Source organism: Oxalobacteraceae bacterium OTU3CAMAD1, assembly GCA_024123915.1.
Lineage (GTDB): Bacteria > Pseudomonadota > Gammaproteobacteria > Burkholderiales > Burkholderiaceae_D > Rugamonas.
In genome coordinates, this window is record CP099650.1 from 1,242,575 (window position 1) to 1,256,230 (window position 13,656).

The following is a 13,656-nucleotide window of genomic DNA, read 5'->3' on the forward strand; positions in this document are numbered from 1 at the left end:
CGATGTGGCGCGCACCGTCGCCGCCGGCGATTTGACCAGCGTCATCGAGGTCGGGGCGCAGGACGAGACCGGGCAGTTGCTCGACGCGCTCAGGACCATGAACGCCAACCTGGTCAATATCGTCACCGAGGTGCGCACCGGCACCGACACCATCGCCACCGCGTCGGCCCAGATCAGCAGCGGCAATCTCGACCTGTCCTCGCGCACCGAGGAACAAGCCAGTTCGCTGGAGGAAACGGCCTCGTCCATGGAGGAATTGACGTCCACGGTCAACCAGAACGCCGACAACGCGCGGCAGGCCAACCAGTTGGCGGCGTCGGCCTCCGAGGTGGCGACCGAGGGCGGCGCCGTGATGGCGCAGGTGGTGGACACGATGGGCTCCATCCACGGCTCGGCCAGCAAGATCGTCGACATCATCGCCGTCATCGACGGCATCGCCTTCCAGACCAATATCCTGGCGCTGAACGCGGCGGTCGAGGCGGCCCGCGCCGGCGAGCAGGGCAGAGGCTTCGCCGTGGTCGCCACCGAGGTGCGCAACCTGGCCCAGCGCTCGACCTTGGCCGCCAAGGAAATCAAGGCCTTGATCGGCGACTCGGTGGAAAAGGTCGAGCTGGGCACGAGGCTGGTCGACAAGGCCGGCACGACCATGAAAGCCATCGTCGCGAGCATCCGCAGCGTCACCGACATCATGGGCGAGATCACCGCCGCCAGCCAGGAGCAGGCCGCCGGCATCGAACAGATCAACCAGGCCATCACGCAGATGGACGACGTCACCCAGCAAAACGCATCGCTGGTGGAAGAGGCCGCCGCGGCGTCGCAGTCGTTGCAGGACCAGGCCGGCAGTCTGTCGAGGGCGGTCAGCGTGTTCAAGACCGGCGCGGCGCGGATGGAGGGCGCGCCGTCGTGGACGGCCCCGGCGGCCAAAGCGCCGGCGCCGGCATTACGCTACGCATAAAAAACGCAAAAAAAACGCCAACCCGGCGAGGGTTGGCGTTTCGCCGCCGGCGTGTGCTGCGCGCCGGCCTTTACACGTGAACCGGATCTCAGAACTGGTTCATGGTGTTGTCCTTGCCGGCCGCCTTCAGCGCGGCCTCGCCGCTGAAGTAATCCTTGTGGTCGTCGCCGATGTCCGAGCCGGACATGTTCTGGTGCTTGACGCAGGCGATGCCCTGGCGGATTTCCTTGCGCTGCACGCCGGCCACGTAACCGAGCATGCCTTGCTCGCCGAAGTATTCCTTGGCCAGGTTGTCGGTCGACAGCGCGGCGGTGTGGTAGGTCGGCAACGTGATCAGGTGGTGGAAGATACCAGCTTCGCGGGCCGCGTCGGCCTGGAAGGTGCGGATCTTTTCGTCGGCCGTGATGGCCAGTTCGCTCTGGTCGTATTCCACGCTCATCAGCTTGCTGCGCTCGTAGGACGACACGTCCTTGCCCGCTTCCTTCATCGCGTCGTACACCTGCTGGCGGAAGTTCAGGGTCCAGTTGAACGATGGGCTGTTGTTGTAGACCAGCTTGGCGTTCGGGATCACCTTGCGGATTTCGCTGACCATGCCGCCGATCTGCGAGATGTGTGGTTTTTCGGTTTCGATCCACAGCAGGTCGGCGCCGTTCTGCAGCGAGGTGATGCAGTCGAGCACGCAACGCGCCTCGCCGGTGCCGGCGCGGAACTGGAACAGGTTGCTCGGCAGGCGCTTAGGACGCAGCAGCTTGCCGTCGCGCTTGATGATGACGTCGCCGTTGCCCAGCGCGTCGGCCGACACTTCCTCGCAATCGAGGAAGGCGTTGTACTGGTCGCCCAGGTCGCCCGGCTTGGCGGTGACGGCGATCTGCTTGGTCAGGCCGGCGCCCAGCGAGTCGGTGCGGGCGACGATGACGCCGTCGTCCACGCCCAGCTCGAGGAAGGCGTAGCGGATGGCGCGGATCTTGGCCAGGAAGTCCTCGTGCGGCACGGTGACCTTGCCGTCCTGGTGGCCGCATTGCTTCTCGTCGGAGACCTGGTTTTCGATCTGGATGCAGCAGGCGCCCGCCTCGATGAATTGCTTGGCCAGCAGATAGGTCGCCTCGGCGTTGCCGAAGCCGGCGTCGATGTCGGCGATGATTGGCACCACGTGGGTGATATGGTTGTCGATCTTGTCCTGGATGGCGGCCTTGGCCGGGCCTTCGGCGGCGTCCAGTTCACGGAACAGACCGCCCAATTCGCGGGCGTCGGCCTGGCGCAGGAAGGTGTAGAGCTCCTTGATCAGCGCGGTGACGGCGGTTTTCTCGTGCATCGACTGGTCCGGCAGCGGGCCGAACTCGGAGCGCAGCGCGGCCACCATCCAGCCCGACAGGTAGAGGTAGCGGCGGTCGGTGCTGTTGAAGTGCTTCTTGATCGAGATCATCTTCTGCTGACCGATGAAGCCGTGCCAGCAACCCAGCGACTGGGTGTACTTGGACGAGTCGGCGTCGTAGGCGGCCATGTCGGCGCGCATGATCTTGGCGGTGTACTTGGCGATGTCCAGGCCGGTCTTGAACTTGTTCTGCGCGCGCATGCGGGCGGCCGACTCCGGATTGATGGCGTTCCAGGCGCTGCCTTGTTGTTCTTTTAAACCTGCAACTGCCTTGATGTCGTCTTGGTATTGGGACATGTGTATCTCCTGAGAAAAAAAGCGCGTTTGGGGAAATCGTCGAGTTCCGCTGGGTTTTCAATCGCGAACTCCATGACTAAATAGTAGGGCATTTTGGTGCGTTGCATCAAGGTCTTATATAAGACATAGGACATAAATTAATCCGTTTAATTTCAATGACTTGGTTTGTAAATTTTGGCATGTGAAACAAACTTTCAAAAAATGATATGGCTGGGTCCGCCCAAATTGCGGCGCGATCCCGCGATATGAAACGAGGTTTCAGCTGTTGAGTGAAAAGGGGTTGCCGGGCGCAACACCTCGTTGGTTTTCATACCGAAACCCGTATCGGCGCCGTTGAAAATGTGATTGGAGGGATAGTCGGGCGGCCAGTAGCATGGGCTGGCAATAATAAAAAATCGACATGCGCGGTTCGGAGCCGGGGTCCTCCCGATGAGAACGGTTTCATGCATTGCTCCGGACTACCTGATGACATCCTTTGGAGACAATAATGAAACGCATATTTTTATGGCTGACCCTGCTCGCCGGTTTGGTCGGCTCGGCATTTTCCGCGCACGCCGCGATCACGATCAACACCAGCGTGCAATACAAGATCAAGAACGCCGCCAGCGGCCTGGTCCTGGGCATCGACGGCGCCAGCCAGGCCGCCGGCGCCAAGGTGGTCCAGTGGGCCGACAACGGCACCACCGACCACCTGTGGCATTTCATGCCGATGGGGAACGGCGAGTACAACATCGAGAACATGTTGACGCACCAGGTGCTGGGCGTGTCGAGCGCCTCCACCGCGGACGGCGCGCAAATCATCCAGTGGGCCGACAGCGGCACGCGCGACCACCTGTGGACCGTCACCCAGGCCGCCAGCGGCAACTTCCTGATCCAGAACGTCAACAGCGGCAAGTATCTCGAGGTGTTCCAGGCCAGTAACCTGAACACCGCCACCATCGACCAGTGGGGCTTGACCGGCTGCGCCTGCCAGGAATGGCAGCTGGTGAACACGCAGGTGCGCCCGTATCCGTTGCCGCGCGCCGTCAGCGGCAACGGCCGCTTCGTCCACGATCCCTACATGCTGAGGGATGCGGGCGGGACCTACTGGCTCTATGGCAGCCACCAGACCTTGGCCACTTCGACCGACCTCAACACCTTCACCTCGTACACCAACTGCACCACCGCGCAGAAGGGCGGCTATGCGACTTGCCCGTCGATCGGGCCGGATTTCCCGTCCTGGAGCGGCCTGCAGACGCCGAAGGGCTGGAACAACGGCGCCAACACCGACATCTGGGCGCCGAGCCTGATGGTGGTGAACGGCACGTATTATCAGTATTACTCGATTCCGTATCTGCCGAGCACGGAAGCCAAGGCGCTGATCGGCGTCGCCACCAGTTCCGCGCCGCAAGGACCATGGACCGACAAGGGCGTCGTCACCAGATCGTGGACCAGCAACGACACGCCGCCGGCCGGTTTCAAGAAGACCACCGACAACGCGATCGATCCGGCGCCGTTCCGCGACGCCAGCGGCAACTGGTGGATGACGTGGGGCTCGTGGACCGACGGCCTGCATCTGATGCAACTCAATCCGGCCACCGGCCTGCAGTCGACCACCAACACCACCGTCTATACGATCGCGCGGCGCGGGTCGCCGACGTCTGCCGTCGAAGGGCCGTTCATCTATTACTACAACGGCTATTACTACTTCTTCGCGCCGATCAACCCCTGCTGCAGGGCCGACTCGCTGTACCGCACGATCGTGGGCCGCTCGACCAGCGTGACCGGACCGTATGTCGATCGCGGCGGTGTGCCGCTGACCTCGGGCGGGGGCACGATTCTGCTCAGCACCCACGGCAATGTGATCGGTCCCGGCGGCGGCAGCGTGTTCACCGATGCGGGCAACAACAACCGGCCGACCTTCGTTTATCACTATTACGATGGCAATAACGGCGGCGCGGCGACCTTGGGTATCAATCCGCTCGGCTTCACTGCGGATGGGTGGCCGTTCGTGATCGCGAACTAGGTCGCCGGTTTCGTGTGGACGCATGCGCCGTCGGCGGCGCATGCATGGCGGATTACGGCGTGCGTAGGCATTCGTCTAAATCACGTAGGGCGGATTAGCGAAGCGTAATCGGCCAATGCATGCGCCGTCAACGACGCACGCATGGCCGATTACGGCGTACCGCCTAATCCGCCCTACGTGGTTCCGTGGAAGATGTCACTTGTAACTGAGGATGACCAGGGATACGGCCTGGCGCGGCAGTTGCATCTTTACCAGGGCGCTACCGTTTTGCGTTTTTACCGTCGACGTGGCGCCTACTTGCGCCAGTTCGCTGGCTTTCTGGAGCTCGGCGATTTGCGCCGGTGTCGGATTGGCCGGCTTGCCCATGCGCTTCCATGCGGTGTAGGAATTGCTGGTGTCGTTGTCGACGCGGAAATGGCGCAGCCGCACCTGCTTGGCGGGAATGCCGGCGATGCGCAGTTCCACCGGCGAGCCGGCGTCGATGACGTCGTCGTCGTGGTAGTTCCACACCATCACCGCGATGCTGTTTTTGTCCCGGGTCGCCAGCGCGTTGATGTCGGTGCGCGGGCCGCGCACGCCGTCGGCCATGATGCGCGCCGCGTCGTAGGCCCGGTCGCCGCCGACCGCCACCCGCTCGCCCTTCATCATGCCGAACATGCGGAACACATTCAGCACCGGCTTGTTGACGCCGTTGGTGGCGAGGTCGCGGAAACCGGCGAACCAGGGCTGGTCTTCGAACTCGAACGACCAGTTGACGGCGCCGATCAGATTGACGCCGCGCCTGGCCGCCAGATCGAACTCGCGCGCGATCGAGGCCGCCGTATAGCTCGAATACAGGGTGCCGTTGCGGTAGGCGTTTTCCGGATTGGTCTGCATGCCGCAGGCGGCGCAGCCTTCGGGATCGGATTCGCCGATGATCACTGGAACGCCTTTGAGCTCGGGATATTTCTCCACCAGCGCGAAGCCCTCGTCGAGGCGCTTGAAATGCATGTTCATGCCCATGCGCACCATGCCGTCGACCAGCTTGGGCGAGCCCTTGGCGTGGAAGGCGACGAAGTCCAGCGGCGAGCCGGTCTTGCCGGTCGCGTAGTTCTTGCCGCGCAGGGCGTGCTCCAGGAAATCGTCCATGAAGCGTCCCGCGCCGGCCGTGTGCGGTCCGCCCATGCGCGCCGTCGGCAGCGCGCGCTTGACGGCGTCGGCGGCGTAGTCGTACATCTTGAAGTATTCGAGCTTGGTGTCCGGCGCGATCAGGTAGTGCCCGTCCGGCTCGTTCCACACTTCCCAGTACCAGCTCTCCACTTCCTTCTGCCCGTAGCGCGCCACGCTGTGCTTGACCCATTGGTAGATCAGCTCGGACCACTTGTCGTAGTCGTTGGGCGGCGTGGCCCAGCCGGTCATGATTTCCTCATAGCGCGTGCCCGGCTTCCACTGGTGCTGATAAGGGTGCGGACGCTGCGACAGCGCCTGCGGCATGAAGCCGATCTGCGCCAGCGGCTTCATGCCGCGCTCGATATAGGTATCGAAGATCTGGTCGACGATGGTCCAGTTGTAGACCGGCTTGCCGTCCTTGTCCTCGCTGTACATATCGGTGGAACCCCACTTGAGCGCGTAACTGCCGTCGCCCGAGGTCATCAGGTTGTGGGCGCGCACATACACCGGGACCGGGCTCAGCGCGGCGATATCGCTGAGCAGCTTCTTGCCGTTGGGCGCGGTGGTGTAGTTGGGTTCGTCGTAGCCGAACCAGGCCCAGATCGGCGTCATCGGCCCCTGGACCTTGGCCGCGTCGACGGTCAGCTTGACCGGGGCCGGGGTGGACGGGGAAAGCGTGGCGGCAACGCACAGCTGCGCGCCGGCCGCGAGGCTCAGGGCGGTAAGTAGTCTCTTCATATTATTCTCTCGTCGGAACGGGGTTGTTGGGCGACGGTAGGCCGATCCGGCGCGCCGGTCCAATGAAATTTCCACCAGCTGACATATCGAATCGGATATCGGCGCGGCGGAATTTGGCATTGTGTCGGCGCGCACGGAACGCGCCCGGCCGCCCCGTGTCAAACAGGATTTACGCAGGGAGGCCACGATGAGCGCATCCAATTCCACCACCACGCCGGACCTCGCCGCCGTCAAGCAGCGGCAGCAGGCGACCTGGGCCAGCGGCGATTTCGCCGTGGTCGGCGTCACGCTGCAGATCGTCGGCGAGTCGCTGGCCGAGGCGGTCGATCTGCGCGCCGGCGAAAAGGTGATTGACATCGCCGCCGGCAACGGCAACGCCACCCTGGCGGCGGCGCGCCGCTTCGCCAGGGTGACGTCCACCGATTATGTGCCGGCCTTGCTGGAGAAGGGGCGGGTGCGCGCCGCCGCCGAGGGGCTGGAGGTCGAGTTCCGCGAGGCCGACGCCGAAGACCTGCCGTTCGCCGATGGCGCGTTCGATGTCGCGCTGTCGACGTTCGGCGCCATGTTCGCCCCCGACCATGCGCGCACCGCCGGCGAGATGCTGCGCGTGGTGCGCGGCGGCGGCCGCATCGGGCTGGCCAACTGGACGCCGGCCGGCGTCATCGGCCAGCTCTTCAAGGTGGTCGGCGCGCATGTGCCGCCGCCGGCCGGCGTGCAGTCGCCGCTGCTGTGGGGGACGGAGGCGCACCTGCGCGACTTGTTCGGCGACCAGGCCGAACGCATCGACATCGCGTCCAGGAGGTTCAACTTCCGCTACGCTTCCCCGCAGCATTGGTTGCAGGTCTTCCGCGACTACTACGGCCCGACGTACAAGGCCTTCGCCGCGCTCGACCCGCCAGGCCGGCAGGCGCTCGAACGCGATCTGCTCGACCTGCTGGAGCGGGTGAACATCGCCGGGCCGTCGTCGCTGGTCGCGCCGGCCGAGTATCTGGAGGTGGTCATCACCAGGAAGGGCGCGGCGAGCTAAGTACGGCTAGTACAGATCGTGCCGTACCGAATGATCGTAGTGCTGGTTGATCTGTTCGATCTGCGCGTCGTCCATAGTCGCTTGGGCATGATCGCGTTTGCCGAGCGCGGCGATTATCTTGCCAATACTCGGCAATGCGGCGGGAGCAAGCTGCGAATCGGCGCGCCATAGTTTCGCGCGGTTGACGGCCTTGCCGCAGTGGAGCAGCACTTGATCGATGCGGACCACGGTCGCGGTCTTCGGCAGGCGCTCGCCTTCGGACAGCCGCGCCAGCAATGCCGGATCTGTCGACAGCTCCCCCCTGCCGTTTATGCGCATAAAAATCTCCAGTCCCGGGAAGATGAACAACATGCCGAGGCGGCCGTCCTGTTGGAGGTTGCGCAGCGACTCGATGCGGTTGTTGCCCGGCCAATCGGCGAAGGCCACCGTGTGCGCATCGAGCGCATGCACGAATCCGGCGGGCCCGCCGCGCGGCGACGCGTCCAGCCCTTGTTCGCTGCCCGTGGCCAGGCAAAAGAACGTCGCCGCGTTCAGATACTCCAGGTGGAAATCGACCAGGTGGTCCAGTACCGCTTTCTGGATCATCTCCGAGGGCGGGGCGTACAGGGCCTCGAGGTCGACGGTCGCGTGGTTGATGGCTGTCTTGTCTGTGGTTTCTGGTAAATCGCCGGCTGTGCTCATGGTCTGGCTCCCTGGTTACTCAAGGCTCCAGATTAAAACGATTTTAGTGGCGGCTGTACACCATTGGTGCCATTCAATGTCAAAATGCGGCCATGCCCAAGATATCCATCAATCGCCATGCCAGCAATTCCTCGGAAGGCCCGGTGCTGTTCGTCGCCGAGGGGAGCCAGGAGGAAGAACTGGTCACCGAGGCGCACCGGCATTCCCGGGGCCAGTTGTTCGCGTCGATGCAGGGGCTGTTGTCCGTCGGAGTGGAGACCGGTGTCTGGATCGTGCCGGCGATCCACGCGGTGTGGCTGCCGCCGCATCATCTCCACTCGGGGCGGTCGCATGGGCCGTTTCACGGCTGGAGCGCGTACATCGCGGAGGAAGCGTGTCATGATTTACCCCGGCAACCTTGCACGATCCGCACCTCGGGCCTGCTGAGGGAAGCGGTGCTGCGCGCTAGCACTTGGCCGGAAGGGGCGTGGAGCGAGCAAAAGCGGCGCATCGCGGAAGTCATCCTCGACGAGATCAGGACCCTGCCGGTCGAGCCCTTCGGCCTGCCGCTGCCCACGGATGCGCGGCTACAAAAAATCGCCCAGGCACTGATCAAGGACCCGGCCGACGATCGCGACCTGGACAGCTGGGCCGCTTGGGCGGCCATCGGCGCGCGCACCTTGAGCCGGCGTTTCGTCGCCGAGACCGGATTTAATTTTACCGCCTGGCGGCAGCGGGCCAGATTGATGCGGTCGCTGGAGATGCTTGCCGAGGGTATGCCGGTGCAGGCTGTCGCCTTCGACCTGGGCTATTCCAGCGCGAGCGCCTTCATCAGCGTGTTCAAGCGGACCTTCGGCCAAACGCCCACTGCTTACGGGCGCGGACGCTGACACTCGCCGTTTTTAGTGTCGGTATCTATAGGACAGCGGCGGTCGGCCGCGCCCGCGTCAGCACCAGCCGTTGTTGCGATACCAATTCACGGTGTCGGCGACGGTTTGTTCAAGCGGCCTGAACTTCAGTGCCAGTTCGCGCTCGCTCTTGCTGTGGTTGAAATGGGTGCGCCCGGCTTCCTTGACCATCAGCCGCACGGTGGCCATGCTGAGCAGGACGGGCCGGCCGCTGATCCGTGCGTACATTTCCTGCACCGCCGCCAGCGCGTACAACAGCGGCAAAGGCAAGGCGCGCGTAGGCGTTTTGACGTTGGCGATCTTGCCCAGCAACGGCACCAGTTGGCGCATCGTCATGTGGCGTCCCGCCGCCAGATAGCGCTCTCCGCGCTGCCCTTGCAGCGCCGCCGCGAGATGCGCCTGCGCCACGTCGCGCGCGTCGACCACCGAAAAACTGCCGGGCACCAGACCCGGCAATTTACCGCGCACGACGTCGTTGACGAATTGTCCGGAGGAGGTCGGGCCGATGTCGGCCGGCCCCCACATCCAGCCGGGCAGCACGAGGCTGGCATGCATGTCCGGGTGGCGCGTCAGGAAACGCAGCACGGCGTGATCGGCCAGGATCTTGCTGCGGTAATAATCGTCGGCGTCGCCCAGCGCGCGCAGGCAGGTTTCGTCGATGGGTGCGCCCGGCTCGCCATTGAGCACGCCGATCGACGAGGTCTGGACGAAACGCCGGACGCCGGCGGCATAGGCCTGTTCGATCAGCGCTTCGGTGCCATCGACATTGATGCGTTTGAGTTCCTGCCAGTGGCTGCCGCCCTTGTAGTTGTCCCGAAAGAAGGCCGCTGTGTGAAACACGACGTCGCATCCTTGCAGCTTGGCGGCGAAGGCGGGCACATCGGCCATGTCGCCCACCACCAGCTCGACTCCCGCCAGCTCCGCGAATTGTTGCCGGCCCTTGTCGAACGAACGCACCAGCGCCTTGACGGCGACGCCGCGCCAGACCAGTTCGCGTACCAGGTTGTTGCCGAGCAGTCCGGTGGCGCCGGTGACGAAGGCGGTTTTCAGTGTGGGGCTATTTTTCATGTCGAATAGATTTCAAAGTTCAGTTGAAATCTAGTTTGACGGATGGAAATCCAGATGTCAATTGATATCTGGATTTTGCGCTATCTGGAGTTCGTGTGATATCGTGCCGCCATGACTGAATCGACACCGAGAAAGCGGTTGAGCCGCGAGGAAAGCCAGGCACAGACCCGCGCGCGTCTGATCGAGACCGCGCGCCAGCTGTTTGTCGAGCGCGGCTATGGCGGAACCTCGATCCGCGATATCGCCGATGGCGCCGGCTACTCGCAGGGCGCGTTCTACTCGAACTTCGCCAGCAAGGAGGACGTGCTGTTGGAATTGCTGAAAGGGCATATGGAGGCCGAGGGCGCGCAGCTTTCCGCAGTCATGGAAAGCGACGGGCGCGCGCCCGAACAGCTATTCGCGGAGCTGGAATCGTGGGCGGCCACCCTCAACCGCGACGCCAGCTGGTCCATGCTGTCGATCGAATTGCAGCTGCACGCCAACCGCAGCCCGACGTTCGCGGCCAAGTACCAGACGGTGTGGGATGCGCACCGGGCCAGGCTCGGCGGCGTGGTCGGCAAGCTGTTCGCGACCCTGGGACGCACGCCGCCGGCCGAACCGGAGGAGCTGGCCGCCGCCTTCATGGCGCTGGCGCACGGGCTGGCGCTACAGGCCGGGGGAACCCGGCCCGATCCGGCGGGACGGTTGATCCTGATGTTTCTGCGCGGGTTGATCGATAGCGCGGAAGAGCGCGGCGCGGCGCGTTAGCGGTCGCCGTCCGTACGGTCGCCATCGCGGCGGCTTATCCCGTGTCGGCCTGCCGTGCTTGCAGCTGCTCGCGCAGCTGGTGCGCGCTCGAATGGGTGTAATCCTTGTGGAATTCGTTCTTAATCAGCGCCTTGACGTGCGGATCCATAAATGACCGCAGCGCGCCGAGGAACTGCGGTGAGGCGGAGACGACCAGTTGGTCGAAGCGCCCTTCCTGATGCCCTTTCAACAGGTAGTTGGAAATATCCTTGGCAAATTGCTCGGCCTCCTGCTCGGCGGGTGTGTGCGCCGGCTGGTAGGCCTTGTTGGGGGCGCCGACCTTGCCGTTGTGCGCGAATCCGACACCCTGGGTCCCTCCGATGTTGTGGCCGCTGTTGGTCGCGGCGGTCGGGCCGATTTTGTCCGACTCCGTCTCCAGCACGCGCAGACGCACGGCCGGATTGATCATGTCTTCGATTTCCTGTAATGGCTTGGCCGGGTCGGACTCGGCGAACAACCTTGCCCTGCCCGCATTGGCGGCGAGAATCCATGTGGTTTGCATGCTGGCTCCTTTCAATAATATCTATCGTCAGTTGATGCGTGGCGCTGCGAAACCAGTATAGACGCGGCTAAAAAATGGTGGCGCTCGTCCCGCGCGCGGACGCGGCTCAGGCGGACCGCAACTCGCCGTACAGCGCCAGGTACTCCTGGCTGAGCTTGTGGTTGCGGTCGAGGTGGATCATGGGCAGGTTGCGCTCGTGCGATTCGCGGATGCGGATCGAGCTCGACAGCTTGTTGTCGAATACCGGCAAGCCTTCCTCCTTCAGCTGTTCGACCATGCGCTGCGGCAGCAATGCCCGGGGTTGAAATTGGTTGACCACGATGCCCTCGATGTCCAGGTCGGCGTTGTGGTCGGCCTTGATCTCCTTGATGTTATTGATCAGCGTGTACAGGGCCTGGCGTGAGAAATCGTCGCAGTCGAACGGGATCAGGCAGCTGTCGGCGGCGATCAGGGCGGACTGGCTGAAGAAGTTGTAGGCGGGCGGCGTGTCGACAAAGATTTCGTCGTACTCCTTGCCCAGTTCGCGCAGCAGATCGCGCAGCTTGTAGATCTTGTTGCGTGATTCCAGCTTCGATTGCAGGTCGCCCAGTTCGGGGTGGGCCACGATCACCGACAGGTTGTCGAACGGCGTCGGGTGGACATAATGGCCCGGCGGCTGGGCGAACTGGCTGAAGCTGAGCACTTGTTCGAAGTAGGCGCCCAAGGTCGGCGACACGTCGCGCGCCGCAGCGCCCAGCACGTAGCGGCTGGAATTGCATTGCGGGTCGATATCGATCAGTAGCGTCCGCTTTCCCTGGCTGGCCGCGATGGCCGCGAGGTTCACCGCGATCGTCGACTTGCCCACACCACCTTTTTGATTGAAGATCACCCGTTTCATAGCTCGCCCGTATAGTGATGGAAATGTCATCATTCTAGAGCAAAGACCAAGCCGGGGAATAACTTCGGTCGGACACGATGGGCCTGATGGTTGCCGGGTTGCTAGAATGCGTGCTTCACTCATCCTCTGGAGCCGCAATGACGCGCATTCTTTCCCTTATGCTTGCCGGCCTGTGGAGCTGCGCCGTCATGGCGCAGGATGTGGTCAAGATCGGCGTGGCGGGGCCGCTGTCTGGCGAGATCGCGCATCTGGGCAAGGCGATGGAAAATGGCGTGGCGCTGGCAATCGAGGATTTGAACGCCCGTGGCGTCACCATCGGCGGCCGCAAGGCGGTCTTCGTCATGCAAAGCGAGGATGACGCGGCCGATCCGAAACAGGGTACGGCCGTGGCGCAGAAACTGGTCGACGCTGGCGTGAAGGCGGTCGTCGGCCACGCCAACTCCGGCACCACCGTGCCCGCCTCGCGCATCTACAACGCCGCCGGCGTCGTGCAGATCTCGCCTTCCGCCACCACCCCCGCGTACACCCGGCAGAAATTCGCCGGCGCGTTTCGCGTGGTGGCCAACGACAACATGCTGGGACGCTCGCTGGGCCGCTACGCGGTCAACGAACTGGGCGCGCGCCGGATTGCCGTCATCGACGACCGCTCCGCCTACGGACAGGGCGTGGCGGACGAGTTCATCAAAAGCGCCGAGGCTAGTGTGCCGGGTCTGAAAATCATCGGCCGCGAATTCACCACCGCCAAGGCCAGCGATTTCAGCGCCATTCTGACCCGCATCCGCGCCAGGAAACCGGATCTGGTGTTCTTCGGCGGCATGGACGCCACCGCCGGGGGCGTGTTGCGCCAGATGAAGGCGCTCGGCATGTCACTGCCTTTCATGGGCGGTGATGGCATCTGCACCGAAGCGCTGCCCACGCTCGCAGGCGGGAACTTGCGCGACGACGCCGTCTACTGCGCCGAGGCCGGCGGCATCGATGCCGCGCACGAAAAAGCCGTGGCCGATTTCGTGGCCCGCTTTCACGCGCGCTTCCGCAGCGATATCCAGACCTATGCCCCGCACGCCTACGACGCCACGATGACGGTGGCGGCGGCCATGAGGCAAGCCGGCTCGACGGACCCGGTCAAGTTCCTGCCGGTGCTGCGCCAGATCCAGTATCCCGGCCTGACCGGCACCATTCGCTTCGATGCCAACGGCGATATACGGGATGGCGCGCTGACCGTTTCCACCTACCGCGCCGGCAAAAAAACCAAGCTGGTCGTGCTTCGGTAGTCGAGCGCGCAGTGCGCGCCCGACGAGGGTGGCGCAGTGTA

General features: G+C 63.7%; 11 protein-coding genes and 1 pseudogene. 6 read left to right on the forward strand and 6 right to left on the reverse strand.

Translation table 11 applies throughout. The annotated features are described in order from the left end of the window. Window position 1: 1 nt before the first annotated feature. A pseudogene (locus tag NHH88_05275) lies at window positions 2-955 on the forward strand (methyl-accepting chemotaxis protein). 88 nt (window positions 956-1,043) lie between these two features. On the opposite strand, the gene NHH88_05280 reads toward NHH88_05275, so the two are convergent. Next, window positions 1,044-2,624: an isocitrate lyase gene (locus NHH88_05280; protein ID USX15213.1), complete on the reverse strand. Its 1,581-nt coding sequence runs from the start codon at window positions 2,622-2,624 to the stop codon at window positions 1,044-1,046. A 487-nt stretch (window positions 2,625-3,111) separates the two neighbouring features. Here NHH88_05280 and NHH88_05285 point away from each other — a divergent pair, with 487 nt between their 5' ends. Next, complete coding sequence (locus NHH88_05285) at window positions 3,112-4,629, forward strand: family 43 glycosylhydrolase (protein ID USX15214.1); 1,518 nt, start codon at window positions 3,112-3,114, stop codon at window positions 4,627-4,629. Between the two features lie 195 nt (window positions 4,630-4,824). On the opposite strand, the gene NHH88_05290 is transcribed toward NHH88_05285, so the two are convergent. Then, on the reverse strand, window positions 4,825-6,516 hold the full coding sequence (locus NHH88_05290) for a hypothetical protein (GenBank protein USX15215.1): 1,692 nt from the start codon (window positions 6,514-6,516) through the stop codon (window positions 4,825-4,827). 187 nt (window positions 6,517-6,703) lie between these two features. On the opposite strand from NHH88_05290, the gene NHH88_05295 reads away from it, so the two are divergent. Then, entirely contained in the window at window positions 6,704-7,543 is an 840-nt protein-coding gene (locus NHH88_05295) for a class I SAM-dependent methyltransferase (protein ID USX15216.1), read from the forward strand. 6 nt (window positions 7,544-7,549) lie between these two features. Here NHH88_05295 and NHH88_05300 read toward each other — a convergent pair whose 3' ends face one another. Continuing rightward, window positions 7,550-8,224, reverse strand: coding sequence for a pyridoxamine 5'-phosphate oxidase family protein (locus tag NHH88_05300; protein USX15217.1), 675 nt, complete (start codon window positions 8,222-8,224; stop codon window positions 7,550-7,552). A gap of 92 nt (window positions 8,225-8,316) precedes the next feature. Between NHH88_05300 and NHH88_05305 the strand changes: the two genes are divergently transcribed. After that, complete coding sequence (locus tag NHH88_05305; protein USX15218.1) at window positions 8,317-9,093, forward strand: helix-turn-helix transcriptional regulator; 777 nt, start codon at window positions 8,317-8,319, stop codon at window positions 9,091-9,093. Between the two features lie 57 nt (window positions 9,094-9,150). Here the strand turns inward: NHH88_05305 and NHH88_05310 are convergent, their stop codons facing one another. Then, complete coding sequence (locus NHH88_05310) at window positions 9,151-10,179, reverse strand: SDR family oxidoreductase (protein USX15219.1); 1,029 nt, start codon at window positions 10,177-10,179, stop codon at window positions 9,151-9,153. A 111-nt stretch (window positions 10,180-10,290) separates the two neighbouring features. Between NHH88_05310 and NHH88_05315 the strand changes: the two genes are divergently transcribed. After that, on the forward strand, window positions 10,291-10,926 hold the full coding sequence (locus NHH88_05315; protein ID USX15220.1) for a TetR/AcrR family transcriptional regulator: 636 nt from the start codon (window positions 10,291-10,293) through the stop codon (window positions 10,924-10,926). Window positions 10,927-10,960: 34 nt separating this feature from the next. Here NHH88_05315 and NHH88_05320 read toward each other — a convergent pair whose 3' ends face one another. Together NHH88_05320 and NHH88_05325 are read right to left on the reverse strand one after the other, a co-directional pair. Continuing rightward, window positions 10,961-11,467 (reverse strand): host attachment protein, encoded by a 507-nt coding sequence (locus NHH88_05320; GenBank protein USX15221.1) that lies wholly within the window; start codon window positions 11,465-11,467, stop codon window positions 10,961-10,963. A 106-nt stretch (window positions 11,468-11,573) separates the two neighbouring features. Then, window positions 11,574-12,344 carry a ParA family protein gene (locus NHH88_05325; GenBank protein USX15222.1) on the reverse strand — a complete coding sequence of 257 codons (771 nt, stop codon included), beginning with the start codon at window positions 12,342-12,344 and terminating at the stop codon, window positions 11,574-11,576. A gap of 137 nt (window positions 12,345-12,481) precedes the next feature. On the opposite strand from NHH88_05325, the gene NHH88_05330 reads away from it, so the two are divergent. Beyond that, a complete protein-coding gene (locus tag NHH88_05330) occupies window positions 12,482-13,615 on the forward strand; it encodes a branched-chain amino acid ABC transporter substrate-binding protein (protein USX15223.1) in 1,134 nt (377 codons plus the stop codon). Window positions 13,616-13,656 lie beyond the last annotated feature (41 nt).

What these genes read in the sequence shown, in the direction of transcription:
- NHH88_05280 (USX15213.1), bottom strand. Translation starts at nt 2,624, where the DNA reads ATGTCCCAATACCAAGACGACATCAAGGCAGTTGCAGGTTTAAAAGAA.
- NHH88_05285 (USX15214.1), top strand. Translation starts at nt 3,112, where the DNA reads ATGAAACGCATATTTTTATGGCTGACCCTGCTCGCCGGTTTGGTCGGC.
- NHH88_05290 (USX15215.1), bottom strand. Translation starts at nt 6,516, where the DNA reads ATGAAGAGACTACTTACCGCCCTGAGCCTCGCGGCCGGCGCGCAGCTG.
- NHH88_05295 (USX15216.1), top strand. Translation starts at nt 6,704, where the DNA reads ATGAGCGCATCCAATTCCACCACCACGCCGGACCTCGCCGCCGTCAAG.
- NHH88_05300 (USX15217.1), bottom strand. Translation starts at nt 8,224, where the DNA reads ATGAGCACAGCCGGCGATTTACCAGAAACCACAGACAAGACAGCCATC.
- NHH88_05305 (USX15218.1), top strand. Translation starts at nt 8,317, where the DNA reads ATGCCCAAGATATCCATCAATCGCCATGCCAGCAATTCCTCGGAAGGC.
- NHH88_05310 (USX15219.1), bottom strand. Translation starts at nt 10,179, where the DNA reads ATGAAAAATAGCCCCACACTGAAAACCGCCTTCGTCACCGGCGCCACC.
- NHH88_05315 (USX15220.1), top strand. Translation starts at nt 10,291, where the DNA reads ATGACTGAATCGACACCGAGAAAGCGGTTGAGCCGCGAGGAAAGCCAG.
- NHH88_05320 (USX15221.1), bottom strand. Translation starts at nt 11,467, where the DNA reads ATGCAAACCACATGGATTCTCGCCGCCAATGCGGGCAGGGCAAGGTTG.
- NHH88_05325 (USX15222.1), bottom strand. Translation starts at nt 12,344, where the DNA reads ATGAAACGGGTGATCTTCAATCAAAAAGGTGGTGTGGGCAAGTCGACG.
- NHH88_05330 (USX15223.1), top strand. Translation starts at nt 12,482, where the DNA reads ATGACGCGCATTCTTTCCCTTATGCTTGCCGGCCTGTGGAGCTGCGCC.